Raw genomic sequence first — 22,879 nt, 5'->3', positions numbered from 1 at the left:
GGCCGCCGGAGCATCCAGCTGCTGCTGGAGCACATCGAGGGCACCGCGGCGGGCGTGGAGCACATCGTGGTGGAGCCGCAGCTCATCGTCCGGGCGAGCACCCGGTCGCAGGACGGCGCCTGAGCCGTACGGCACAGGCCCCGGACGCCCCTGCTCGCGCCCCCGAAGTCCCGGATCACGCCACTCCGAAAGCCCGGACCTCTTGCCTCCAGCGATTGTGAGCGCTAACAATCAGGGGGCGGTGACGCTCCCCGCACCCACTCCCGCAGCAGAGAGTCTCGCTCGTGACCCCTCAGCCCGATTCCCCCGGCAGCCCTCCCGACGACCGGCCCGACGCCTGCACGGTCGGCGTCGACTTCGGCACGCTCTCGGCGCGTGCCGTCGTGGTCCGTGTCCGCGACGGTGCGGAGCTCGGCTCCGCCGTGCACACCTACCGCAACGGCGTCATCGACCGGAGCCTCCCGGGCTCGGACACCCCCCTGCCCCCGGACTGGGCCCTCCAGGACCCGCGCGACTGGCGGGAGGCGCTCCGTACCGCCGTACCGGAAGCGCTCGCCGCGGCGAAGGTCGATCCGTCCCACGTCATCGGCATCGGCACCGACTTCACCTCCTGCACGGTGCTGCCGACCACGGCGGACGGCGTTCCCCTGGCCGAGCAGCCCGGCTGGGCGGACCGCCCCCACGCCTGGCCGAAGCTCTGGAAGCATCACGCCGCCCAGGACCAGGCCGACCGCATCAACGCCCTGGCTCACCGACGCGGTGAGCCCTGGATCCGGCGGTACGGCGGCCGGATCTCCGCCGAGTGGCAGTACGCGAAGGCGCTTCAGGTCCTCGAAGAGGATCCGCAGGTGTACGCCGCGTGCGCCCGCTGGATCGAGGCAGCCGACTGGATCGTCTGGCAGCTGACCGGCACCGAGTCGCGCAACACGTGCACCGCGGGCTACAAGGGCATCCACCAGGACGGCGCCTACCCCTCGCCCGCCTATCTCGCCGGACTCCACCCGGACTTCGCGGACTTCCCCGCCACCCGGCTCGACCATCCGCTGCTCCCCCTCGGCTCCCGCGCCGGGACGGTGACCGTCGAAGCCGCGGCCCTGACCGGGCTCAGGCCGGGCACCCCGGTCGCGGTGGGGAACGTCGACGCCCATGTCACGGCCCCGGCGGCCGGGGCGGTGGACGAGCAGGCCCGGCTCAGCGACCGGCAGCCGGTCGGGGCGCACGGCCTGGTCGCGCTCGACTGGATGAACGGCAACCGCTCCACGCTCGTCGACCACCGTCTCTCCGGAGTCCTGGTCGGCCTCACGCTCGACACCCGCCCCGAGGACGTCTACCGCGCCCTGCTGGAGGCGACCGCCTTCGGCACCCGCGTCATCGTCGAGGCCCTGGAGGAACACGGGGTACCCGTAACGGAGTTCATCGCGGCCGGCGGCCTCAAGAAGAACCCGCTGCTCATGCGGATCTACGCCGACGTCCTGCGCCGTCCCGTGTCGCTCGCCACCTCCGACCAGGGCCCCGCGCTCGGTTCGGCGATCCACGCGGCGGTGGCGGCCGGAGCGCACCCGGACGTCCGCGCGGCCGCCGCCCGCATGGGCGGCGTCGAACGGAACGCGTATCTCCCCGACCCGGACAACGCCGACGTCTACGACGAGCTGTACGCCGAATACCGCGCGCTGCACGACCACTTCGGCACCGGCGGCGACCTCCTGCTGCACCGGCTGCGCAGGCTCCGCAACCGCGCCAGGGCCCACGGGGCCGCGCGCTGACCTCCAGCGCACGTCGCGCCACACCACACACTGCCCCGCGCACCTCGCGCCACCCACACGCTGCCCCGCACCCCGAACAGGGAGTATCTTCATGCCCCTCGCCCCCACCGACAGCGAAGTCTGGTTCCTGACCGGCAGTCAGGCGCTCTACGGCGAGGACACCCTCGCCCAAGTGGCCGCCCAGTCGCGGCAGATATGCGAGACAATCGCCGCGGATACCGCTGCCGGCCCGTCCGTGCGCATCGTGTGGAAGCCCGTGCTGACGGAGGCGGACGCGATCCGCCGGATGTGCCTGGACGCCGAGGCGGACGACCGCTGCATCGGCCTCATCGCCTGGATGCACACCTTCTCCCCCGCCAAGATGTGGATCACCGGCCTCGCCTCGCTGCGGAAGCCCCTCCTTCACCTGCACACCCAGGCGAACCGCCGTCTCCCCTGGTCCACGATCGACATGGACTTCATGAATCTCAACCAAGCGGCGCACGGGGACCGCGAGTTCGGCCATATCCAGTCGCGTATCGGTGTCACCCGCAAGACCGTGACCGGGCACGTCTCCTCGGCCGACGTGGCCCACCGCATCGCGGCCTGGACGCGGGCCGCCGTCGGACGCGCCGAGTTCGCCCGGCTGCGTCTCGCCCGCTTCGGGGACAACATGCGGGATGTCGCGGTCACCGAAGGCGACAAGGTCGAGGCCCAGTTCAGGTTCGGCATGTCCGTCAACACCCACGGTGTCAACGAGTTGGTGGCGGCCGTGGACGCCGTTGACGACAGCGCCGTCGCAGAGCTCACCGAGGAGTACGCCGACCGTTACACGCTGGCTCCCGAACTGCTCCCCGGCAAGGAGCGCCACGCGTCCCTGCGGTATGCGGCCCGGATCGAGGCGGGACTGCGCGGCTTCCTCACGGACGGCGGCTTCACCGCGTTCACCACCAACTTCGAAGACCTGGGCGGTCTGCGGCAGTTGCCCGGTCTCGCGGTCCAGCGGCTGATGGCCGACGGTTACGGCTTCGGCGGCGAGGGCGACTGGAAGACCTCGGCGCTGCTGCGGGCCACGAAGGCCATGGCGTACGGACTGCCGGGCGGCACCTCGTTCATGGAGGACTACACCTACGACCTCGCCCCGGACAGCGGCCTCGTCCTGGGGGCCCACATGCTGGAGGTGTGCCCGTCCCTGGCCGCCGCCACGCCCTCCTGCGAGATCCACCCGCTGAGCATCGGCGGACGTGAGGACCCGGTCCGCCTGGTGTTCGACGCGGCCCCCGCCCCCGGAGTCGTCGTGGGGCTGGCCGACATGGGCTCCCGGTTCCGGCTCGTCGCCAACCGGATCGACGTGGTCGGGCCGCCCGAACCGCTGCCCCTGCTGCCCGTGGCCCGCGCGGTCTGGCGCCCGGAACCCGACCTGCGCACCTCCACCGAGGCGTGGCTGACCGCCGGGGCTCCGCATCACACGGTGCTCACCACGGCCCTGGGCCGCGAGGAGTTCGAGGACCTCGCCGACATGCTGGCGGTGGAACTCGCGTTCATCGACGCGGACACGACCGTACGCCGGTTCGCCCAGGAACTCCGCTGGAACCAGGCCTACCACCGACTGGCCGACGCCCTGTGAGCGGCACCGTCCGAGCGACCGCTCCCGCACCCCGGCCAGGAGGCCCCGCCATGTCCCGCTCCGCTTTCGCGTCGCTGCGCGGCGAGGTCCTGGCCGCCAATCTGCGCATCCCCGCAGCGGGGCTGGCCACCCTGACCTGGGGCAACGTGAGCGGGGTCGACCGGGAGGCCGGCGTGTTCGTCATCAAGCCGTCGGGGGTACCGTACGACCGGCTGAGCGAGGAGCACCTCGTCGTCGTCGCCCTGGACGACGGCCGGGTGGTCGAGGGGGATCTGCGCCCCTCGACGGACACCGAGACGCACCGGAGCCTCTACCGGGCCTTCCCGTCGATCGGCGGGATCACGCACACCCACTCCCCGCACGCCGTGGCCTTCGCCCAGGCCCGCCGCCCGATACCGGTGCTCGGCACGACGCACGCGGACACCTTCGACGGCCCGGTGCCGGTCACCGAGCCGCTCAGCGCCGAACAGTGCGCGGCCGACTACGAGTTCAACACCGGGCAGGTCATCGTGGAGCTGCTCGAAGGCGACGACGAACGGGCCCGGGCAGTGCCGGCCGCCCTCGTCGCGCACCACGGGCCCTTCACCTGGGGCGGGGACGCCGACGCCTCGCTGGAGCACGCGGTGATCTGCGAGGCGGTCGCGGAGATGGCCCTGCACACGCTCTCCCTGGGGGCAGCGCAGCCGCCTCAGCATCTGCTGGACCGCCACTTCACCCGTAAACACGGCGCGGGAGCCTATTACGGCAACCCCGGGGCCGTATGACCCGGTGGGCGGGGGGTTTCGGGCGCTGTGCAGGGACTTCGGGCCGTACGTGATCCGGCGGGGGCTGAGGTGAACGGCGCGTCGCGGGGGGCGTGAGGGCGTCGGAGCAGTGCCCCGTTCGCCTTCCCTCGCGCCCTGCCGGGGGGGCGGGTGGCGCGGCGAGGATGATCCGGACCTGATCGGCAAGGCGCCCCCCAGGGGGTGCCCGCGGTGGGAGGAATCCACGTTGCTGCTGCTCATCTCCCCGGACGGCGTCGAGGAAGCCCTCGCGTGCGCGAAGGCGGCGGACCATCTCGACATCGTCGACGTGAAGAAGCCCGACGAGGGCTCGCTCGGCGCGAACTTCCCCTGGGTCATCCGGGAGATCCGCGGGGCGGTCCCGGCGGACAAGCCGGTGTCGGCGACGGTCGGGGACGTCCCGTACAAGCCCGGCACGGTGGCGCAGGCGGCGCTCGGCGCGGCGGTCTCCGGAGCCACCTACATCAAGGTCGGGCTCTACGGGTGCACGACGCCCGACCAGGCCGTCGAGGTGATGAGCGGAGTGGTCCGCGCCGTGAAGGACTTCCGTCCGGACGCGTTCGTCGTCGCCTCGGGCTATGCCGACGCCCACCGGATCGGCTGTGTGAGCCCGCTCGCGCTGCCCGACATCGCCCGCCGCTCCGGCTCCGACGCGGCGATGCTCGACACCGCGATCAAGGACGGGACCCGGCTGTTCGACCATGTGCCGCCGGAGGCCTGCGGGGAGTTCGTCCGGCTGGCGCACGACGCCGGGCTGCTCGCCGCGCTCGCGGGCAGCGTGAAGCGCGAGGATCTCGCCGTGCTGACCCGGATCGGGACCGACATCGTGGGCGTACGCGGGGCGGTCTGTGAGGGGGGCGACCGCAACGCGGGGCGGATCCAGCCACGGCTGGTGGCCGAGTTCCGGGCGGAGATGGACCGGCACGCCCGGGAACACGCGGCGACCCCGGCCGCGAGCTGACCGCCGGCGTGGCGCCGTACCAGCCCGGCCCCGCCCCGGCGACCGCCGGTGAGCGCTTCACCGTGCTCGACCCTGCGACGGGCGAGGTCTTCGACGAGGCTCCCGACCAGCGGGCCCAGGAGCTGGACGCGGCGGTCCGCCGGGCGCACGAGGCCTGGCGGAGCTGGCGGTCCGACCCCGCAGCCCGTGCCGCCGCCCTGCTCGCGTCGGCCGACGCCGTGGAGGCGGCCGGGCCTGAGCTCGCGCCCCTGCTCACCCGCGAGCAGGGCAAACCCCTGACCGAGTCGTACGCGGAGATCGCCCGCACGGCGGCCCGGCTGCGGTGGTTCGCCGCGTCGGCCCCCGAGCCCCGGACGATCGATGACGGCCGGGCCGTGCACAGCGAGATCCGCTGGCGGTCGCTCGGGCCCGTCGCCGCCGTCGTCCCGTGGAACTTCCCGCTCCAGCTCGCATCGGCGAAGTTCGCGCCCGCGCTCGCCGCGGGCAACACGGTGGTGCTCAAGCCGTCCCCCTTCACGCCGTTGGCCACCCGGGTGCTGGGGTCCGTCCTGTCCGCCGCCCTGCCCGAGGGCGTTCTGACGGTGATCACCGGTCGCGACCCCCTCGGCGCGCTCCTCGTCTCCCATCCGGGGATCCGCCATGTGACGTTCACGGGTTCGGTCCCCACCGGGCGGGCCGTCGCGGCGGGTGCGGCGTCCGGCCTCGCCCGGGTCACCCTGGAGCTGGGGGGCAACGACGCCGCGATCCTGCTGGACGACGTGGACGTGGAGCGGATCGCGGACCGGCTGTTCTGGGCGGCGTTCCGCAACTGCGGCCAGGTCTGCATGGCGGTCAAACGCGTCTACGCCCCGGCCCGGCTCCACGGCCGGGTGGTGGAGGCCCTGGCCGATCGGGCGAAGGCGGTGGTCGTCGGGGCGGGCCTCGACCCGGGTACGGAGCTGGGGCCGCTCAACAACGCCGCCCAGCTGGCCCGGGTGGAGCGGTACACGGCAAGGGCTCTCGCGAACGGGGCCAGGGCCGCCGCCGGGGGCCACCGGCTGGACCGGCCGGGCTGGTTCCACGCCCCGACGATCCTGACCGATGTCCCGCCCGACAGCCCGGTGGTGGCGGAGGAGCAGTTCGGTCCGGTTCTGCCGGTGCTGCCGTACGGGAGCGTCGACGAGGCCGTCAATGCGGCCAACGCCACCCGCTTCGGGCTGGGCGGCTCGGTGTGGGGCACGGACCTGGACCGGGCCGAGGCTGTGGCCGGCCGGCTGGAGTGCGGGACGGCGTGGATCAACCACCACGCCGAACTCTCGCTCGCCCAGCCCTTCGCCGGGGTCAAGGAGAGCGGCGTCGGCGTCGCGGGCGGGCCGTGGGGGCTGTACGGCAACCTCAGCCCCTTTGTCGTACACCGCCCGCTGGAGGACCGGTCATGAGGTTCGACGCCGCGGTACTGCGTTCGTACGAGGACCCGTTCGCCGTCGAGGAGGTGATGCTGCACGCGGGTCCGGGCGACGGCGAGGTGCTGGTCCGCATCGCGGGGTGCGGTCTGTGCCGGACCGATCTCGCCGTCCGGCGCTCGGCGGGCCGCTCCCCGCTGCCCGCGGTGCTCGGCCACGAGGGGGCCGGTGTGGTGGTGGAAACGGGCGGGGCGGACACCGGGCTGAGCCCCGGCGACCACGTCGTGCTGAGCTTCGACTCCTGCGGGCACTGCCGGAGTTGTCTCGGCGCGGCCCCCGCCTACTGCGACGATTTCGCCGCGCTCAACCTCTTCGGGGGACGCGCCGGGAACGCGGCCCGTTTCACCGACGCGGCCGGGGGCGGTCTGGCGCCGCGGTGGTTCGGCCAGTCCTCGTTCGCCGCGTACGCGATGGTCCCGGCCCGCAACGCCGTGCGGGTCGACCCCGCGCTCCCGCTCGAACTGCTCGGCCCGCTCGGCTGCGGCTTCCTCACCGGCGCCGGGGCGGTCCTCAACTCCTTCGGCGTGGGCCCCGGCGACACCGTCGCGGTCTTCGGCGCCGGAGCGGTGGGCCTGGCGGCGGTCATGGCGGCCACCGCCGCCGGGGCCGTCGCCGTGGCGGTCGACCGGCACCCCGAACGGCTCGCCCTCGCCGAGAAGTTCAACGCGACAGCGCTGCACGCAGCATCGGGCGATCTGCCGGACCGCATCCGGCGGCTGACCGACGGCGGCGCGCGCTTCGCCCTCGACACCACGGGCTCCGCCGCGCTGATCAACGACGCGCTCCGGTCGCTGCGCCCGAGGGGCCACCTCGGCCTGGTGGCCCGCCTGCACACGGAACTGCCGCTGGAAACGGGGACCTTGGACCGGGGCCGGAGAATCTCCCACATCTGCGAGGGGGATGCCGTCCCGGCCCTGATGATCCCCCGGCTGACCGAGCTGTGGCAGGCCGGGCGGTTCCCCTTCGACCAGCTGATCCGTACGTACCCGCTCACCGACATCAACGAGGCCGAGGCGGACTGCGAGGCCGGCCGCGTGGTGAAGCCGGTGCTGATCCCGTGAATCCCGAGTACCACGCGTGCCGCGCGTTCCCCGCGTTCGGCGCTTGTCAAAGGAGTGCACATGGTCGACACAGCACATCGGAACACCGATGACACCGGTGTGGAGGGCGTGGCAGGAGGGGTCGGGGTGACCGCCCTCCTGGTCGCGGCGGCGCGGGCGATCGAGACCCACCGCCCCGACAGCCTGGCCCAGGACGTCTACGCGGAGCACTTCGTCCGCGCGGCCCCGGCGTCCACCGACTGGCCGGTCCATCCCCGGGAGGTCCCGGGCGGGGACGCGAACCCGCTCTGGGGCCGGTTCGCCCGGTACTTCGGGCTGCGGACACGTGTCCTCGACGACTTCCTCCTCCGGTCGGTACGCGCCGGGGGCGCCCGCCAAGTGGTTCTGGTCGGGGCGGGGTTGGACGCGCGCGCGTTCCGGCTCGACTGGCCTCCCGGCTGCGTGGTCTTCGAGATCGACCGGGAGGAGGTGCTGGCGTTCAAGCACCGGGTGCTCGGCGGTCTCTCGGCCACCCCGAAGGCGGCGCGCGTCCCGGTCCCGATGGATCTCCGCGCCGACTGGGCCGACGCGCTGCCCCGCGTCGGCTTCGACCCGGCCGCGCCGAGCGTCTGGCTCGTGGAGGGGCTGCTGTTCTACCTGCCGCCGGTCGCCGAGACCTACCTCATCGACACGGTGGCCGGGTTGAGCGCCGGGGGAAGCGCGCTGGCCTTCGAGGTCAAGCTGGAGAAGGACCTGCTGGAGTACCGCGACAGCCCGCTGTACACGGCCACCAGGGACCAGATCGGCATCGACCTGCTGGACCTGTTCGACCTGGCTCCCCGCCCCGACTCGGCGGGCCGGCTGGCGGACCGGGGCTGGACCGCCTCGGTCCACACCCCCTTCGACTTCACCCGCCTGCACGGACGCGGCCCCCTGCCCGAGCCGAACGACGCGCTGGCGGGCAACCGGTGGGTCTTCGCGGACAAGCCGCGCCCCGCCAGTGCCGGACACGAGGTGTGAGTTCCGGCATTCGGACGACTTCGCAGTGCTCGAATCGATGTTTTCCAGCCGCAGGGATACGGTGATTACTGGCCATTTCAGTACAGATCGACGTCCCGGCGACCGGGTTTCCGGACAGCGGAAAACCATCGTCCCCGTGGTGTGATCCCAGGAGGAATGATGACCGAGCACGACGCGAGCGGAGCCGAGGGACCTGCGGACGGCGGAGCGGCGGGTACGCCCGGCGTCCACGACGGCGGAGCGGACGGCGGCGCGGAGGGGCCCGCGGACGGCGGAGCGGCCGGCACCCCGGGTGTCCACGACGGCGGGGCTGATGGCGGCGCGGACGGCGGGGCCGAGGGACCCGCGGACGGCGGAGCGGCAGGTAGGCCCGGCGTCCACGACGGCGGAGCCGACGGTGGCGCTGACGGCGGAGCCGAAGGGCCCGCCGACGGCGGAGCGGCCGGAACGCCCGGCGTCCACGACGGTGGCGCCGACGGCGGAGCCGGCAGCGGCTCTTGAGCCTGTCCCGCACCGAACTCCGGGATTCCGGCGCGCGTGAAGGCGCCGGAATCCTGGAATCCCGTCTGACCGGGCTCAGCCGCGAGGAGTTCGCCCGCGCCGTATGGGGACGGACAGCGTCGCTGACGCGGAGGGCGAGCGATTTCTCCGACGTCTTCTCCCCGTCCGCCGTGGACGAGCTGATCTCCCGCCGCGGGCTGCGTACGCCGTTCCTCAGGGTCGCCAAGGACGGCGCCACGCTTCCGTCCTCGTCCTTCACCGCACCCGCCGGAGTCGGGGCGACCGTCGCCGACCAGCTCGACGACACGGCCCTGTGGCGTGCGTTCGCCGACGGCGCCACGCTCGTCCTCCAGGCGCTGCACCGCACCTGGGAGCCGGTGGCGGACCTGGTCTCCGGGCTGAGTACGGAGCTGGGGCACCCCGTACAGGCGAACGCCTATGTCACCCCGCCGCAGAACCGCGGGTTCGACGCGCACTACGACGTGCACGACGTGTTCGTCCTCCAGATCGAGGGTGCGAAGCGGTGGGTGATCCACGAACCCGTACTGCCGGATCCGCTGCGCGATCAGCCGTGGACCGATCACCGTGCGGCCGTCGCCGACCGGGCCGCGCACAGCACGCCCCATCTGGACACGATGCTCCGCCCCGGCGATGTGCTCTATCTGCCGCGCGGCTGGCTGCACTCGGCGCAGGCCCAGGGGGAGGTCTCGATCCATCTGACGCTGGGGGTCCACGCCTGGACCCGCTACGCGCTGGCCGAGCAGCTGACCCGGGCCGCCCTCGCGGCCCTGGGCGAGGATCCGTCCATGCGCCGCTCCCTTCCCCTGGCGGGGCCGAACGAGCCAGGGGGTTCACACGGCACGGACGGCGTCCTGGACCTGGTCCGTGAGCGCCTGCTGGCCGCCGTCGCCGGGGCCGACCCCGCCCCGTTGTTCGACCGCGCCCGCCGGTCCCAGGCCCGCCCGGCACCACTGGGGCCGGTGGCCCAGCTCACGACGTTGAGCGGCCTCGCGGCGACCTCACCCGTACGGCTGCGGAAGGCGCTGGAGCCCCGGCTGGAGGGAACACGCCTGTTCACCCGCGTGGGGTACCTCGACTTCCCGGCAGCCGATCTCGTACCCGTGGCCCGGCTGCTCGACGGCCGGGTGCACACCGCCGGCGACCTCGGCCTCGCACTCGCCGGGCGGCTGCTGCGGGCGGGCGTCCTGGTGCCCGCGGACCGGTGACCCCGCCGGACCGGTTCTTCTGCGCCGACGCGGCCAGGGCCCGCCATGACCCGTTCGTCGGCACCGCCCCCTTCGGCTCCGTCTGGGTCCTCATCGAGTACCGGCGCGCCTGGCCCGCCAACGGTTTCGACGGCCTCGACCTCGATCCGGAGACCAAGACCCTCGTGTTCGCCGCGGCCCGGGCGAACCGGGCCCGGATCCTCCTCGTCAGACGGCACGGACGCCGCCGACTCGGGGGAGGCGATCGATGGGCGGTGCTGCACCACGACAGCTCCGGCGCGCTGCTCCAGCGGTGGGGCAGCTGGCACCACGACCAGGACCTGGCGCGGATCGTGACCGCCCTGGACTCCCCGGGGGAGCCCGGCCTCGCCCCCGTCGTCCTCGTCTGCGCGCACGGCCTGCACGACGCCTGTTGCGCCGTGCGCGGCCGACCCGTGGGCCAGGCCCTCAGTGCGCGCTGGCCCGACCTCGTGTGGGAGTGCACGCATGTGGGCGGTGACCGGTTCGCGGCCAACGTCGTGGTCGTACCCGACGGCGTCTACTACGGCAATCTGGACCCCTGTTCAGCGGTCACCGTGGTCGAGGACCACCTCGCCGACCGCATCCGCGCCGACCACCTACGGGGCTACACCACGCTCCGCCCGCCGCAGCAGGCGGCGGTGGCCGCGGTGCTCCGGCGCTTCGGACCGGCGGGCAGGCACGACTACGCGGTCACCGCGACGGTCGCCACAGACGGAGGCTGGCGCGTGGGCGTCAGCGGCCGGGCGCCGCACGCGCGACCGCTGGACGTCGAGGTACGGGCCCGGCGCACGCCGGCACGCCGACTGACCTGCCGCGGACCGGCGAACAGCTCCGCCCTCGTCTACGACGTGACGTCGATCCGGGAGCGCTGACCGACTCCCCCGCTCCCCGACGCCCGCTCCGCCCCGGTCAGGCGCACCCCGGGCACAACCCCCGGTAGGTGATCTCCACCGAGCCGACCGCGAAGCCGAACCGCTCCTCCTCGGGCAGATCGCCGATGGCGTTGCCGACCGGGTGGACGTCGCGGACCGTGCCGCAGCCCGAGCAGACCAGGTGCTGGTGGGGGTTGCGCGCGTTCGGGTCGTAGCGCTTGGCGCGGCCCACGGTGGAGACCTCCAGCACCTCGCCGAGCGCGACGAGCTCGCCCAGCGTGTTGTAGACGGTCGCGCGGGAGATCTCCGGCAGTCGCGCGGCGGCCCGCAGGTGCACCTCGTCGGCCGTCAGGTGCACGTGGTCGCCGTCGAGGACCTCCGCGACGACACGCCGCTGGGAGGTCATGCGCCAGCCACGGCCCCGCAGCCGCCCAAGGAGGTCGCTCATCTCGTTTCACCTGCTCCGCTCGCCGGAGGGGGCGGGTGGACCGCGCACAGAATGCGCCGACGCCACGCCCCCGTCGTTATGGTTTTAGCTTGCTTCTTGACTTGGACGAAGTCCATCGTAGGATCGATCCCGGCGACATCCAAGAGACAGGAAGACTCCGGTACGGCAGCAGAGACACGCGACGGGACCCACCGGTCGACCGCGCAATGCCGCCCGTCGGCCCAGCGCCGTCGTCGTCGCACCGCCCGGGATCGCCGGGTGCGGTGGTCCGCGAGGCGCTCGGGCGACCCGCGGCGGGACCCGGACATCAGCGTGCCCCTTCTGTACGGCCCGAATCCTCCTCCCCCGTTCAGCGCCCCACGACCCGCCGGGTCCGGAAGGATCACCCATGACCGAGAACAACGAGTCGCACGTCTTCGACCCCGTCGTCCCGGACTCGCCCGAGACGGCCGTCCCCGAGAAGCCCGAGGCGCAGGCCGGCGGCTGCCCCGTGGCGCACGGCCGCGCGCCGCACCCCACGCAGGGCGGCGGGAACCGCCAGTGGTGGCCGGACCGCCTCAACCTGAAGATCCTGGCCAAGAACCCCGCCGTGGCGAACCCGCTGGGTGAGGAGTTCGACTACGCGGCCGCGTTCGAGGCGCTGGACCTCCCCGCGGTGAAGCGGGACATCGCCGAGGTGCTCACCACCTCGCAGGACTGGTGGCCGGCCGACTTCGGCAACTACGGACCGCTGATGATCCGGATGGCCTGGCACAGCGCCGGCACATACCGCATCAGCGACGGCCGCGGCGGCGCGGGCGCCGGTCAGCAGCGGTTCGCCCCGCTGAACAGCTGGCCGGACAACGGCAACCTGGACAAGGCCCGACGGCTGCTGTGGCCGGTCAAGAAGAAGTACGGCCAGGCGCTGTCCTGGGCCGACCTGCTGATCCTCACCGGCAACGTCGCCCTGGAGACCATGGGCCTGAAGACCTTCGGCTTCGCCGGCGGCCGCGAGGACGTCTGGGAGTCGGAGGAGGACGTCTACTGGGGCCCCGAGACCACCTGGCTCGACGACGAGCGCTACACCGGCGACCGTGAGCTGGAGAACCCGCTCGGCGCGGTCCAGATGGGTCTGATCTACGTCAACCCCGAGGGCCCCAACGGCAACCCGGACCCGATCGCCGCCGCCCGCGACATCCGCGAGACCTTCCGCCGGATGGCGATGAACGACGAGGAGACCGTCGCCCTCATCGCCGGTGGCCACACCTTCGGCAAGACGCACGGCGCGGGCCCGGCCGAGAGCGTCGGCGCGGACCCCGAGGGCGCCCCGCTGGAGGAGCAGGGCCTCGGCTGGCGCAGCTCGTACAAGTCGGGCAAGGGCGGCGACGCCATCACCAGCGGTCTGGAGGTGACCTGGACCAGCACGCCGACGCAGTGGGGCAACGAGTTCTTCCACAACCTCTTCGCCTACGAGTACGAGCTGACCAAGTCCCCGGCCGGTGCGCACCAGTGGGTCGCCAAGGACGCGGAGGCGACGATCCCGCACGCGCACGACGCGTCGAAGAAGCAGAAGCCGCAGATGCTCACCACCGACCTGTCGCTGCGCTTCGACCCGGCGTACGAGCAGATCTCGCGCCGCTTCCACGAGAACCCGGAGGAGTTCGCGGATGCCTTCGCCCGCGCCTGGTACAAGCTGACGCACCGCGACATGGGCCCGATCCAGCGCTATCTGGGCCCCGAGGTGCCCTCCGAGGTGCTGCTGTGGCAGGACCCGCTGCCCGCGCGCACCGGTGAGGTGTTGGACGCAGCGGACATCGCCGCGCTCAAGGAGCAGGTGCTGGGCACGGACCTCACCGTGGCGCAGCTGGTCTCGGCCGCCTGGGCCTCGGCCGCTTCCTTCCGCGGCAGCGACAAGCGGGGCGGCGCCAACGGCGCCCGGGTCCGTCTGGAGCCGCAGCGCGGCTGGGAGGCGAACAACCCGGACGAGCTGGCCCAGGTCCTGCGCGCCCTCGAAGGCATTCAGGAGTCCTTCAACGCCAAGGGCGGCAAGCAGGTCTCGCTGGCCGACCTGATCGTCCTCGCGGGCAGCGCGGCGGTCGAGCAGGCGGCGAAGGACGCCGGTGTCGAGGTGGAGGTCCCCTTCACCCCGGGCCGCGTCGACGCCACGCAGGAGCAGACGGACGTCGAGTCCTTCGCGGCGCTGGAGCCCGCGTACGACGGCTTCCGCAACTACACCGGCAAGGCGGCCCGGCTGCCCGCCGAGTACCTGCTGCTGGACCGGGCGAACCTGCTGACGCTGAGCGCCCCGGAGACGACCGTCCTGGTCGGCGGTCTGCGAGTGCTGGGCGCCAACACCGGCGGCTCGAAGCACGGCGTTCTCACCGACCGCCCGGGCACGCTGACCAACGACTTCTTCGTGAACCTGCTCGACCTGGGCATCACCTGGAAGTCGACGTCGTCGACGCAGGACGAGTTCGAGGCCCGCGACGCATCGGGCAAGGTCAAGTGGACCGGCACCCGCGCCGACCTGGTCTTCGGCTCCAACTCCGAGCTCCGTGCCCTCGCCGAGGTCTACGCGAGCGACGACGCGCGGCAGAAGTTCGTGACGGACTTCGTCGCCGCCTGGGCCAAGGTCATGGACCTCGACCGCTACGACCTGGTCTGACAGCCTCCGGCCACGTCCGCTCCGGCGGTGGGGCCGGTGCGTACGCGCACCGGCCCCACCGCCGGTTCGGGCCGCCGCATCCGGTGCGTATCAGCCGTCCGTGTTCAACGCGGAGACGACGCCGGCCACCGTGATGGTGTTGAAGGCGAACGCGATGACCACCAGGCAGAGGGCCATCACGCCCCGGGCCACCGTGGGCAACGCCGAGGCGATGAGCCCGGGGGACCACACCACCGCCGCCAGGAACGCGCCGGACGCGATGAAGAGGGAGACCCCCGGCCCCGGCGCCGTACCGAGGACGTACCGGGGGGCTCGTTCCGCTGACCGCCGGGGGTGCGGCGGCGCGGTTCTCGGCCCACGGGTGGGCGCCCGGGGGCAAACCCCGTAACGGCATGGAGACGTCATCGGACAAGGACGGCGTCGGGGGCTGGATCCGGACGTTCGACGACGGAACGGGCTGTGTGTCGTTCGCCGTCCGGATCCGCGACGTCGACGCGTCGGGCTTACTTCGACGACCTTGATGCCGTCCACGAGCAGGGAGAACGGGTGCTGGCGGACTTCCTGCCCGAGATCGAGGGGTCCGCGCTCGCCGGTCACCTCGTCGCGGCCGAGCGGACGGCTGCCGACGAGGACGAGTTCATCGAGGTGGAGAAGTGGACGCTCGACGGCCGGATCCTGACAGCCGGGGTGATCCAGCAGGACACCGATCTTCCGGTCATGGTCGTCGTGGCACCGGAACAGCCGGGCCCGCAGCTGTAGCGGCTCGATACGGCCGAAGGACACGGGAATCGGGAGCCGGGAGGCGTTGGTGGGACTGCGGGAGCGGATCGCGGCGGAGCTCACTGCGGCGCTGCACGGCGGGGACCTCAAGCTGGAGCGGTACGCGGCTCCGCCCGGCGATCCGGGGCTGTTCGGGATCACCCCGGCGGACCCGCTGTGGCGGGTGCACGGGCAGGCCACCGGGATGCTCACCGGCGGGTTCGCCGCCCTCATGCTCCAGTCGCTGCATCCGCTGGCGATGGCCGGCGTCGACCAGCACTCGGACTTCCGCGCCGATCCGGTCGGGCGGCTGAACGGAACCGTACGGTTCATCACCACGACCACGTTCGGCTCCTCGTCCGCTGCCCGCGAGGTGATGGGTCTCGTCCGACGCATCCACACCCGGGTGCACGGCACCGCCCCCGACGGGCGGCCGTACCGCGCGGACGACCCCGACCTGCTCACCTGGGTGCACACCGCCGAGGTCCGCAGCTTCCTGGCCGGCCACCAGGCGTACGCGCCCCGGCCGCACCGGCTCACCCCCGCCGAGTGCGACACGTACTACCGTCAGGCCGCGCCCGTGGCGGAGGAGTTGGGAGCGCGGGAGGTGCCGCGTACCGCGTCCGAGGTGGACAGCTACCTGACCCGTATGCGCCCCCGACTCCACGCCACCCCGGCGGCGCTGGACTCGGTGCGCTTCCTCCGCGCCTTCGGACGCACGCCGCAGGAGCGGCTGGCCGTCCGCCTGCTCACCAACGCCTCGACCGGGCTCCTCCCCGGCTGGGCCCGCACCGAACTCGGCATCCGCCGCCCGGCCCCCGTCCGCGGCTGCTGGGACCGGCCCCTGGCGACGGCCGTCGGACGCACCCTGGAATGGGGACTCGGACCCTCCCGGATCCAGGCTGCGGCACGGGGGCGGCTGGCGGCGGCGCGGCAGGGTTGACGAGGCCGCACGGCCCCTGCCCTACGGGTCCCGCCGGGGCGGCCGGTCAGCGGAGTCCGGCGAAGAGGTCCTTCTCGGGGACGGCCGCGCCGGTGGCGTCCTTGACCCGCACGAAGGTCTCCATGCCCATCAGCTCGCCGAACCTCTCCTTGCCCATCCTGAGGAAGAAGATGTTCTCGCCCTGGCTGGCGTGCGCGGCCAGCGCGTCGAACTTCTGGCCGCTGTACGCGGTGGTGTCCACCCAGGTGGTGACCTCGTCGTCCGGCAGGCCGATCTTCGCCATCTCGGCGGCCTCGGCCGGATCCGGCTCCGGCATGTCCTCCTGGGACTCGCGCATGATCTCCTCGAACCGGCGCATCGCCGAGTGGGGCATCGTCGTCCAGTAGACCTTCGGTGTCAGCTCGGTCATCTCCAGCGCCGCCATCGTGATGCGGTGGGCCTGGATGTGGTCGGGATGCCCGTAGAAGCCGTTCTCGTCGTAGGTGACGACCACATCGGGCCGGTAGTGCCGCATGAGTTCCGCGAGCCGGGCGGCGCCCTCCTCCACGGGGGTCTGCCAGAAGGATCCGGGAGCGTCGTTGCTCGGCCAGCCGATCATCCCGGAGTCCGCGTAGTCCAGCGTCTCCAGATCGCTCACGCCCAGGACGTCACAGCTCGCCTTGAGTTCTTGGCCGCGCATCGCGGCGACGGCCGCCGGATCGTGCCCGGGTTCGCCGGGCTTGACGCCTCCCGGCCCGTCACCGCACCCGCCGTCGGTACAGGTCACGAGGACCGTGCGGATGCCCTCCGCCGCATACCGCGCGAGTACTCCTCCTGTTCCCGTGGCCTCGTCGTCGGGGTGGGCGTGCACGGCCATGAGGGTCAGGGGCCGGTCGGTCATGAAGAGGTCCTTCCACGGAGTCAGGTCGGGGTCCGAGCGCTCGGCGGGCATACCGCAGCTCCGGGGCTCGGCCCCTCGGTGGAGGTAACCGTGCCGACCAGGCCCCTGTTCCCTCGGGGCGGCCCGAATCCCGGCGCCAGAGTGTTGATGGCGTACACATCCCGACGTTACGTTCATGCGGCCGCCCTTCCGTCCCTTCCCCCGCTCAGGAGACGAAGCCGCACATGGACTCTCCCATCGCCACCGTCATGCTTCCGCTCGCCCTCGCCGTCATCATGCTGGGGCTGGGGCTGTCCATGACCACGGACGACTTCCGGAGGGTACGCCGGCATCCGCGTGCGGTCGTCGTGGCGCTGACCTGCCAGGCGCTGCTGCTGCCCGCCGCGTGTTTCGGCCTCGTCATCGCCTTCGACCTCTCCCCCGAACTCGCCGTCGGCATGATGCTGTTGGCCGCTTCTCCCGGCGGGACGACGGCCAACCTCTTCAGCCATCTCTTCGGCGGTGACGTGGCGTTGAACGTCACGCTCACGGCGATCAACGCGGTCGTGGCCACCGCGACCCTGCCGGTCATCACCAACTTCGCCCTGCTCCGCTTCGAGCCGGGGACCGGTCAGGACGGTCTCGGGCTGCAGTTCGACAAGGTTCTCCAGGTCTTCGCCCTGGTGCTCGTGCCGGTGGTGATCGGCCTGATCGTGCGCCGGCGCTCGGAGGCGTTCGCGCTCCGCATGGACCGTCCGGTGCGTCTCCTGTCGGTCGGCGTCCTCGTCGCGGTGATCGTCGGCGCCGTACTGGCCGAGCGGAGCAACATAGCCGGCTATCTCTCGGACGCCGGGCCCGTGGCGCTGCTCTTCTGTGTGCTGAGCCTGGCCACGGGATACTTCGTGCCCCGTATGGCACGCGTCGGCAAGCGGCAGGCGATCGCCTGCTCCATGGAGATCGGCGTGCACAACAGCACGGTCGCCATGACGCTGGCGATCAGTGTGCTCGGCAGCATCAGCCTGGCCGTGCCCGCGGCTGTGTACGGCGTACTCGCCTACCCCGTCGCGGCGCTCGCCGGGCTCCTGATGACCCGTGTCGGCACCCGGCTCCCCGCGGAGGAATCCGCGCGGGCGGTCTGACCCGCGGACCCGGCGCGTGGTCGCCAGGGCCGACGGCGGGTCGTCTCAGCCGTCGTGCAGGGCCTTCTTGAGGGCGTCGACGGCGAGGGTGCGGGCGACGTTCGCGGCGCGGGTGTCACGCAGGCTGTCGAGCAGCAGGAAGTCGTGGACCATGCCCGCCACACGGACGGAGGTCACGTCGACGCCGGCCTCGCGCAACCGGTTGGCGTACTTCTCGCCCTCGTCGCGCAGGACGTCGGCCTCGTCGGTGATGACCAGCGTGGTGGGCAGGCCCCGAAGCTGGTCCAGGGTGGCCTTCAGCGGCGCGGCGTACACCTCGGTGCGGTGGACGGGGTTGCCGATGTAGGCGTCCCAGAACCACTTCATGGCGTCGCGGGTGAGGTAGTAGCCCTCGTCGAACTGGAGGTAGGAGGGGGTGTTGAAGTCGGTGTCGGTGACCGGATACAGCAGGACCTGCGCCTTGAGGTCGATGCCTCCGCGCTCCTTGTTCATCAGCGCGAACACCGCCGACATGCAGCCGCCCACCGACTCGCCGGTGACCGCGATCCGCGAGGTGTCCAGTCCGTGCTCCGCCCCGTGCTCCAGGACCCACTGTCCCACGGCGTAGTTCTGCTCGACCTGGGTGGGGTACTTGGCCTCGGGCGCCCGGTCGTAGACGGGGAACACACCCGCCGCCCCGGCCCCGACGGCGAGTTCGCGGAAGAGGCGGTCGTGGGTCCGGTCGTCGCCGAAGACCCAGCCGGCGCCGTGGATGTAGAACACCACCGGCAGCGGCCCTGTGGCCCCCTTGGGCCGGATGATCCGGGTGCGGACAGTGCCCCACTGGCCCGCGTCCACGTCAACCCACTCCTCGTCGACGTCCGGGCGGGGCACGCTCGCGTCGCTCTGCAGGCCGAGCAGGATGTCGCGGCCCTTCTCCGGGGGGACCTCATAGATCCGCGGATGCGGATCCGTGGCCTCGCACAGCTCCTTCGCCGCGGGTTCCAGGTAGGGGGTGATCGGAGGAGGTAGCTCAGGCATGTCGACTCCCTGTCGCGGGCACACCGTGCGCCCGGTCGGCGGCACATCCGTACGGCCTGATCACGGCACGGATGCGCCCTGTGCACGCGGCCCCGTCGGCCGCGTCGGCGCTGAAGCACCGGCCGCCGAGGCTGTGCACACCCCTGACGGCAATGAGCGATTCCATCCTTCGCGCCCCGTTCGCCCCCCGCAACCGGCGCGAAGCCCGTCAGGCGAGGTGGAGCGAGCCCTCCAGGCCCTTCTGGAGACCGAGGACGACCAGGCTGCGGTCGGCAGTCGGCGATCGGCAGCCGACACGACGAACAGCGCCTTCGTCATGACGCCTCCCCGGGCGAGCTCGGCTCCGTGGCGCGACGCTGCCGCAGTACCGCGGCGAGCATGGTGACGACGACTCCGGCGACCGCCCAGGCGGAAAGCACCAGCAGGGACGAGGTCATGCTGTTGCCGTCGAAGTAGGTGATCGAACGGGCCGCCCAGGTGCCTGCTCCGGGTGGCAGAGCCGGGCCGATCGCCTCCCAGAACGGCGGCAGCATCGGCGCGGGGAAGGCCCCGCCCGCGCTCGGGTTGCCCATGATCACGATGAGCAGGATCGCCAGGCCGATGCCGATGACGCCGAAGAGGCCCTGGAGGGCGAGCGTCGCGGCGCCGACGGCGAAGACGATCAGCGCGCCGAGCCCCCACAGCGCCCACACACTGCCCGGCAGAGCGCCCAGGACGGGTCCGACGATGATCGCGCCGCCGAGCCCGCCTGCCAGGGCGACCAGCACCATCGTGCCGAGACGGGTGGCCGCGCGGGTCGGGTTGGCCGGACGGGCTCCGGCGCTGATCGCGAGGATCGACGCGCACAGGTACCCACCGACGCAGAGGCCGACGACCAGGTAGAACGAGGACAGCCCGTTGAAGTCGTGCGAGGACGCGGGAGCCACATCGACCAGGCGCGCGGTACGCCCCTGAGCTCCCAGCACCTCGCCGGTGAGCGAATCCAGCGCGACGGACAGGGTTCTGCCGCTGCCCGAGGCGACGAGCAGAGTGTCGGTGGTGCCGCCCGGGCGCACCACGAGCGCACCGTCGATGTCCCGGTTCTCGATCTGCTTCCGTGCCGCCGCCTCGTCGGGCAGGGCGCGCGGGTCCAGCGGCGAGCCGGGCAGCTCGTCCAGGCGCTGCACCGTCTGCTCGACCGCAGCCGGCGGGGCCACCACTCCGAAGGCGACGTTCTTCAGCTTGGGCTCGTGCAGGGCGCCCACATAGGAGACGACGAACAGCAGTTGGAGGGCGACGACCCCGATCACCAGCAGGGTGGCCCGGGGGGTGACGGCGCTCTTCACCTCGGACAAGGTGCTCTGTTTCATGGTCTCCACAGTCCGGGACGACCGGCGGCCCCGCAGGCGGGAAGCACCCGAACGGCTGGTGCCCGGCCCTCCTCCCCCGATCTCCGACCGGCGCGACGCACCCCACACCACCCGATGTCTACGCTGATTACATCCATGGGCCGATGTCCCGCAACGGAGCCCGGGCCCGCGCCGTCGCCGCCCGGGTGCACGCCGGCCGCCGCGTGGGGAAGCAACGACGCCCCGATGGGCGGCATGGGCCTCGGCCGCCGCCACGGCGCCGACGGCATCCTCGAGTACACCGAGGCCCAGCCCGTCGCCCGCCAGCCTCCAGGGCCTCCACCCGCCGTCCCGCATCGCCCCCGAGACCTGGGCCGACCTGCTGACCGGCGCACTCAAACCACGGGGCTCTGCGCGCCGCCTGCCTTCGCGCCGCGCGCGAGCTCCTGGAGGAGCACGGCAGCGCCGGACTCTCGCTGCGCGCGGTCGCCCGCCGGGCGGGGGTGTCGGCGACGCCCCCTACAGCCACTTCGCCGACCGCGAGGCCCTGGTCTCCGCGGTGGCCGCCGAGGGGTACCGCGAGCTCGCCACCTACCTGGCGCAGGCCCATCCCGCGCCCTCGACGCCCGATGAACCGGCCGCGGTCGCCGTCGCGTACGTCCGGTTCGCACTGGAGCATCCGGCCCTGTTCCGGGCGATGGTCGCGGAGCCCTGCGGCCCGACGAGCGAGGAACGCGTCGCCGCGACCGCCGCCATCTCGGAGTACGTCCGCACCATCGTCGGCGCGACCTTCCCGGATGCGGACGCGGACGCCCTGTCGACCACGATGTGGGCCCTCGTCCACGGCCTCGCGTTCCTGTACCTGGACGGCAAGCTCGGCTCCTCCACCCCCGAGATCGTCGCCGCCCAGGCCGCCTCAGCCGTCCACGCGCTGTTCAACGCCGCCCCGGCGATGTCCGGCACGGCGGCGGCCTTTCAGCCGGGGGCCTGAGCGCCTGTCGGGCCGCCCACCACCGCAAGCAGGTCCACGACGAAGATCAGCGTCGAGCCCGCCGGGATCAGCGCGGAGGGTGACTGCTTGCCGTATCCGAGGCGCGGGGGAACGAGGATCTCGCGCCGGCCGCCGACCCTCATTCCCCTCACCCCCCGGTCCCAGCCCTTGATGGCCCGGCCGCCGCCCACGGCGAACTTGAACGGCCGGTCCTCCTCCCAGGACGAGTCGAACTCCCGCCCGGACGCGAACGTCACCCCGACGTAGTGAACCCGGACGACCCGGCCCGGCAGCGCCTCGGGCCCGTCCCCGACCACGAGATCCCGGATCGTCAGCTCGGTGGGCGGGTCCCCCTGCGGAACCTCGACCACCGGCTTCGTCAGTTCGCTCATCACGGTCCCCTCGCTCGCCTCCGGAACCCCTCGCACGGGCCGACCGGACACATGGACCTTCCATGCGGCGGAAGATCACGTTACGTCGAGCACGGCCCGGGCGTGTTCGTCGGGGAAGAGGCCGTCCCGCGCGACACGGGCGCGCAGCTCCTGTTCGGTGAGCGGGTGGATGTTCCAGTACCGGCCCCAGTTGTCCCGGTAGTCCAGCGCCGGGTCATGGCCGGGAACGGAGTCCAGCGCCAACTGGGCGCCGCGCATGACCTCGTGGAACGAGTGGTGGCCCGCCGACAGCGACATGGCGATCATCCCGGCCCGGATCAGTCCGAGGTCCAGGTCGATCCCCCACTGGTCCCGCATCCGGGCGGCGTGCACCAGGAAGCGGTAGGTCGAGCCCGCGGTGCCGGTCAGGACCAGGCCCCCCGAGTCCTCCGACGCCCCCTGGAGGCCGGTGCTCATCGCGAGGTCGTACACGGAGGACGCGGGCATCCAGGTGAGCCCGAGGTCGTTAACCGCGAAGGGGCGCTCAGCATGGCTCAGTGGCGGGCGCACGTCCTCGGGGTCCGTCTGGACCGTGTGCCGGCGGGTGGCACGGGCGAGCGCCTCCTGCTTCTCCGTTACGGAGAGGGTGTCGTCCAGGTTCAACTGTGCGGCCAGCCGCTCCAGTTCGGCGCGTCCCTCGGCCTGGCGTCGGCCGGGACGCTCCTGCTCGATCTCCGGGTTCGGGTCCTCCCTGCCGCCCAGCATCTCGGGCACCAGGTCGCTGGAGATGCCCTGGAACAGGAAGGTCACCAGCTCCCTCAGATGGCCGGTCCGCAGCACCTGCTGAAGGGCGGGCCTGCTGGTTCCGACCGTGCCGGGCATGCTCGGGTTCTCGCTGCCGAAGGTGGCGAGGGCGCGTGGGTACTGCTGCCGCGCCCGGTCCCACGCGGCGCGTGCCATCTTGCGGAACTCCTCCGTCACCGCCTCGTTCTCGGCGAGATGTTCGGCCAGCCGCCGCTCGAAGGCCACGGACTCCTCGGCGTACCGGATGCGGGCCTGGACCCAGGCGGGCACCGGCGCGCCCCGGTCGGGGCTCGGCGTCGCGGACCGGCGAGCGGGGCGGGAGGGGTCCCGGTGGGAGGG

21 protein-coding genes and 2 pseudogenes are annotated in these 22,879 nt (G+C 72.6%); 16 read left to right on the top strand and 7 right to left on the bottom strand.

Annotated features, from left to right (window positions below):
• Nucleotides 1–284 precede the first annotated feature (284 nt).
• The 10 genes from D3105_RS19315 (at nucleotide 285) to D3105_RS19270 (ending at nucleotide 11,234) form a co-directional block, all read left to right on the top strand.
• Nucleotides 285–1,763, top strand: coding sequence for a ribulokinase (locus D3105_RS19315; RefSeq protein WP_118904376.1), 1,479 nt, complete (start codon nucleotides 285–287; stop codon nucleotides 1,761–1,763).
• A gap of 91 nt (nucleotides 1,764–1,854) precedes the next feature.
• Entirely contained in the window at nucleotides 1,855–3,369 is a 1,515-nt protein-coding gene (gene araA, locus D3105_RS19310; RefSeq protein ID WP_118904375.1) for an L-arabinose isomerase, read from the top strand.
• A gap of 50 nt (nucleotides 3,370–3,419) precedes the next feature.
• Complete coding sequence (gene araD / locus D3105_RS19305) at nucleotides 3,420–4,133, top strand: L-ribulose-5-phosphate 4-epimerase AraD (protein ID WP_118904374.1); 714 nt, start codon at nucleotides 3,420–3,422, stop codon at nucleotides 4,131–4,133.
• 226 nt (nucleotides 4,134–4,359) lie between these two features.
• Nucleotides 4,360–5,112 carry a (5-formylfuran-3-yl)methyl phosphate synthase gene (locus D3105_RS19300; protein ID WP_118904373.1) on the top strand — a complete coding sequence of 251 codons (753 nt, stop codon included), beginning with the start codon at nucleotides 4,360–4,362 and terminating at the stop codon, nucleotides 5,110–5,112.
• An 8-nt stretch (nucleotides 5,113–5,120) separates the two neighbouring features.
• Nucleotides 5,121–6,530: an aldehyde dehydrogenase family protein gene (locus D3105_RS19295; RefSeq protein WP_118904372.1), complete on the top strand. Its 1,410-nt coding sequence runs from the start codon at nucleotides 5,121–5,123 to the stop codon at nucleotides 6,528–6,530.
• Nucleotides 6,527–7,615: an NAD(P)-dependent alcohol dehydrogenase gene (locus D3105_RS19290; protein ID WP_118904371.1), complete on the top strand. Its 1,089-nt coding sequence runs from the start codon at nucleotides 6,527–6,529 to the stop codon at nucleotides 7,613–7,615. The genes D3105_RS19295 and D3105_RS19290 overlap by 4 nt, the downstream gene beginning before the upstream one ends.
• A gap of 60 nt (nucleotides 7,616–7,675) precedes the next feature.
• On the top strand, nucleotides 7,676–8,614 hold the full coding sequence (locus D3105_RS19285) for a class I SAM-dependent methyltransferase (RefSeq protein ID WP_118904370.1): 939 nt from the start codon (nucleotides 7,676–7,678) through the stop codon (nucleotides 8,612–8,614).
• A 156-nt stretch (nucleotides 8,615–8,770) separates the two neighbouring features.
• A complete protein-coding gene (locus D3105_RS19280) occupies nucleotides 8,771–9,115 on the top strand; it encodes a BatC protein (RefSeq protein ID WP_118904369.1) in 345 nt (114 codons plus the stop codon).
• Nucleotides 9,112–10,341 (top strand): cupin domain-containing protein, encoded by a 1,230-nt coding sequence (locus tag D3105_RS19275; protein WP_118904368.1) that lies wholly within the window; start codon nucleotides 9,112–9,114, stop codon nucleotides 10,339–10,341. Before D3105_RS19280 ends, D3105_RS19275 begins: the two co-directional genes overlap by 4 nt.
• Nucleotides 10,338–11,234 (top strand): sucrase ferredoxin, encoded by an 897-nt coding sequence (locus tag D3105_RS19270; RefSeq protein WP_118904367.1) that lies wholly within the window; start codon nucleotides 10,338–10,340, stop codon nucleotides 11,232–11,234. Before D3105_RS19275 ends, D3105_RS19270 begins: the two co-directional genes overlap by 4 nt.
• A 37-nt stretch (nucleotides 11,235–11,271) precedes the next feature.
• Here the strand turns inward: D3105_RS19270 and D3105_RS19265 are convergent, their stop codons facing one another.
• The gene (locus tag D3105_RS19265; RefSeq protein ID WP_097948117.1) at nucleotides 11,272–11,682 is read right to left on the bottom strand and encodes a Fur family transcriptional regulator; all 411 of its coding nucleotides are present in this window, start codon (nucleotides 11,680–11,682) and stop codon (nucleotides 11,272–11,274) included.
• A gap of 388 nt (nucleotides 11,683–12,070) precedes the next feature.
• Here D3105_RS19265 and katG point away from each other — a divergent pair, with 388 nt between their 5' ends.
• Complete coding sequence (gene katG / locus D3105_RS19260) at nucleotides 12,071–14,326, top strand: catalase/peroxidase HPI (protein ID WP_118904366.1); 2,256 nt, start codon at nucleotides 12,071–12,073, stop codon at nucleotides 14,324–14,326.
• 90 nt (nucleotides 14,327–14,416) lie between these two features.
• Here katG and D3105_RS34625 read toward each other — a convergent pair whose 3' ends face one another.
• A complete protein-coding gene (locus tag D3105_RS34625) occupies nucleotides 14,417–14,560 on the bottom strand; it encodes a hypothetical protein (protein ID WP_165891044.1) in 144 nt (47 codons plus the stop codon).
• A gap of 312 nt (nucleotides 14,561–14,872) precedes the next feature.
• Here D3105_RS34625 and D3105_RS35870 point away from each other — a divergent pair, with 312 nt between their 5' ends.
• Both D3105_RS35870 and D3105_RS19250 read left to right on the top strand, forming a co-directional pair.
• A complete protein-coding gene (locus tag D3105_RS35870; protein WP_318198419.1) occupies nucleotides 14,873–15,085 on the top strand; it encodes a hypothetical protein in 213 nt (70 codons plus the stop codon).
• A gap of 46 nt (nucleotides 15,086–15,131) precedes the next feature.
• Nucleotides 15,132–16,028: an oxygenase MpaB family protein gene (locus tag D3105_RS19250; protein WP_118904365.1), complete on the top strand. Its 897-nt coding sequence runs from the start codon at nucleotides 15,132–15,134 to the stop codon at nucleotides 16,026–16,028.
• Between the two features lie 46 nt (nucleotides 16,029–16,074).
• Here D3105_RS19250 and D3105_RS19245 read toward each other — a convergent pair whose 3' ends face one another.
• Nucleotides 16,075–16,908, bottom strand: a complete 834-nt coding sequence (locus D3105_RS19245; protein WP_118904377.1) for a PIG-L family deacetylase — start codon at nucleotides 16,906–16,908, stop codon at nucleotides 16,075–16,077.
• Between the two features lie 224 nt (nucleotides 16,909–17,132).
• On the opposite strand from D3105_RS19245, the gene D3105_RS19240 reads away from it, so the two are divergent.
• A complete protein-coding gene (locus D3105_RS19240; RefSeq protein ID WP_118904364.1) occupies nucleotides 17,133–18,026 on the top strand; it encodes a bile acid:sodium symporter family protein in 894 nt (297 codons plus the stop codon).
• A gap of 45 nt (nucleotides 18,027–18,071) precedes the next feature.
• Here the strand turns inward: D3105_RS19240 and D3105_RS19235 are convergent, their stop codons facing one another.
• Together D3105_RS19235 and D3105_RS19230 are read right to left on the bottom strand one after the other, a co-directional pair.
• Nucleotides 18,072–19,046: an alpha/beta hydrolase gene (locus D3105_RS19235; protein WP_118904363.1), complete on the bottom strand. Its 975-nt coding sequence runs from the start codon at nucleotides 19,044–19,046 to the stop codon at nucleotides 18,072–18,074.
• A 314-nt stretch (nucleotides 19,047–19,360) separates the two neighbouring features.
• Nucleotides 19,361–20,395 (bottom strand): DUF3533 domain-containing protein, encoded by a 1,035-nt coding sequence (locus D3105_RS19230; protein ID WP_118904362.1) that lies wholly within the window; start codon nucleotides 20,393–20,395, stop codon nucleotides 19,361–19,363.
• Between the two features lie 146 nt (nucleotides 20,396–20,541).
• On the opposite strand from D3105_RS19230, the pseudogene gabD2 reads away from it, so the two are divergent.
• Both gabD2 and D3105_RS19220 read left to right on the top strand, forming a co-directional pair.
• A pseudogene (gene gabD2 / locus D3105_RS35410) lies at nucleotides 20,542–20,774 on the top strand (succinic semialdehyde dehydrogenase); the annotation flags it as partial.
• Between the two features lie 10 nt (nucleotides 20,775–20,784).
• A pseudogene (locus tag D3105_RS19220) lies at nucleotides 20,785–21,365 on the top strand (TetR/AcrR family transcriptional regulator).
• On the opposite strand, the gene D3105_RS19215 reads toward D3105_RS19220, so the two are convergent.
• Nucleotides 21,350–21,757, bottom strand: a complete 408-nt coding sequence (locus D3105_RS19215) for an FKBP-type peptidyl-prolyl cis-trans isomerase (RefSeq protein ID WP_118904361.1) — start codon at nucleotides 21,755–21,757, stop codon at nucleotides 21,350–21,352. The pseudogene D3105_RS19220 and the gene D3105_RS19215 overlap by 16 nt on opposite strands.
• A 75-nt stretch (nucleotides 21,758–21,832) precedes the next feature.
• Nucleotides 21,833–22,879: hypothetical protein (locus D3105_RS19210; protein ID WP_133305692.1), on the bottom strand; the 1,047-nt coding region annotated here is incomplete at its 5' end.

Origin of the sequence: Streptomyces globisporus (assembly GCF_003501885.1) — a bacterium.
Taxonomy (GTDB): domain Bacteria; phylum Actinomycetota; class Actinomycetes; order Streptomycetales; family Streptomycetaceae; genus Streptomyces; species Streptomyces globisporus_D.
The sequence above is the reverse complement of the archived record's forward strand: the minus strand, read 5'-3'. Positions and strand labels throughout refer to the sequence as shown.

Excerpts from the sequence above, each read along its gene's own strand:
- D3105_RS19235 (WP_118904363.1), bottom strand. The coding sequence starts at position 19,046 with ATGCCTGAGCTACCTCCTCCGATCACCCCCTACCTGGAACCCGCGGCG.
- D3105_RS19245 (WP_118904377.1), bottom strand. The coding sequence starts at position 16,908 with ATGACCGACCGGCCCCTGACCCTCATGGCCGTGCACGCCCACCCCGAC.
- katG (WP_118904366.1), top strand. The coding sequence starts at position 12,071 with ATGACCGAGAACAACGAGTCGCACGTCTTCGACCCCGTCGTCCCGGAC.
- araA (WP_118904375.1), top strand. The coding sequence starts at position 1,855 with ATGCCCCTCGCCCCCACCGACAGCGAAGTCTGGTTCCTGACCGGCAGT.
- D3105_RS19230 (WP_118904362.1), bottom strand. The coding sequence starts at position 20,395 with ATGAAACAGAGCACCTTGTCCGAGGTGAAGAGCGCCGTCACCCCCCGG.
- D3105_RS19215 (WP_118904361.1), bottom strand. The coding sequence starts at position 21,757 with ATGAGCGAACTGACGAAGCCGGTGGTCGAGGTTCCGCAGGGGGACCCG.
- D3105_RS19240 (WP_118904364.1), top strand. The coding sequence starts at position 17,133 with ATGGACTCTCCCATCGCCACCGTCATGCTTCCGCTCGCCCTCGCCGTC.
- D3105_RS19285 (WP_118904370.1), top strand. The coding sequence starts at position 7,676 with ATGGTCGACACAGCACATCGGAACACCGATGACACCGGTGTGGAGGGC.
- araD (WP_118904374.1), top strand. The coding sequence starts at position 3,420 with ATGTCCCGCTCCGCTTTCGCGTCGCTGCGCGGCGAGGTCCTGGCCGCC.
- D3105_RS19265 (WP_097948117.1), bottom strand. The coding sequence starts at position 11,682 with ATGAGCGACCTCCTTGGGCGGCTGCGGGGCCGTGGCTGGCGCATGACC.
- D3105_RS19290 (WP_118904371.1), top strand. The coding sequence starts at position 6,527 with ATGAGGTTCGACGCCGCGGTACTGCGTTCGTACGAGGACCCGTTCGCC.
- D3105_RS19280 (WP_118904369.1), top strand. The coding sequence starts at position 8,771 with ATGATGACCGAGCACGACGCGAGCGGAGCCGAGGGACCTGCGGACGGC.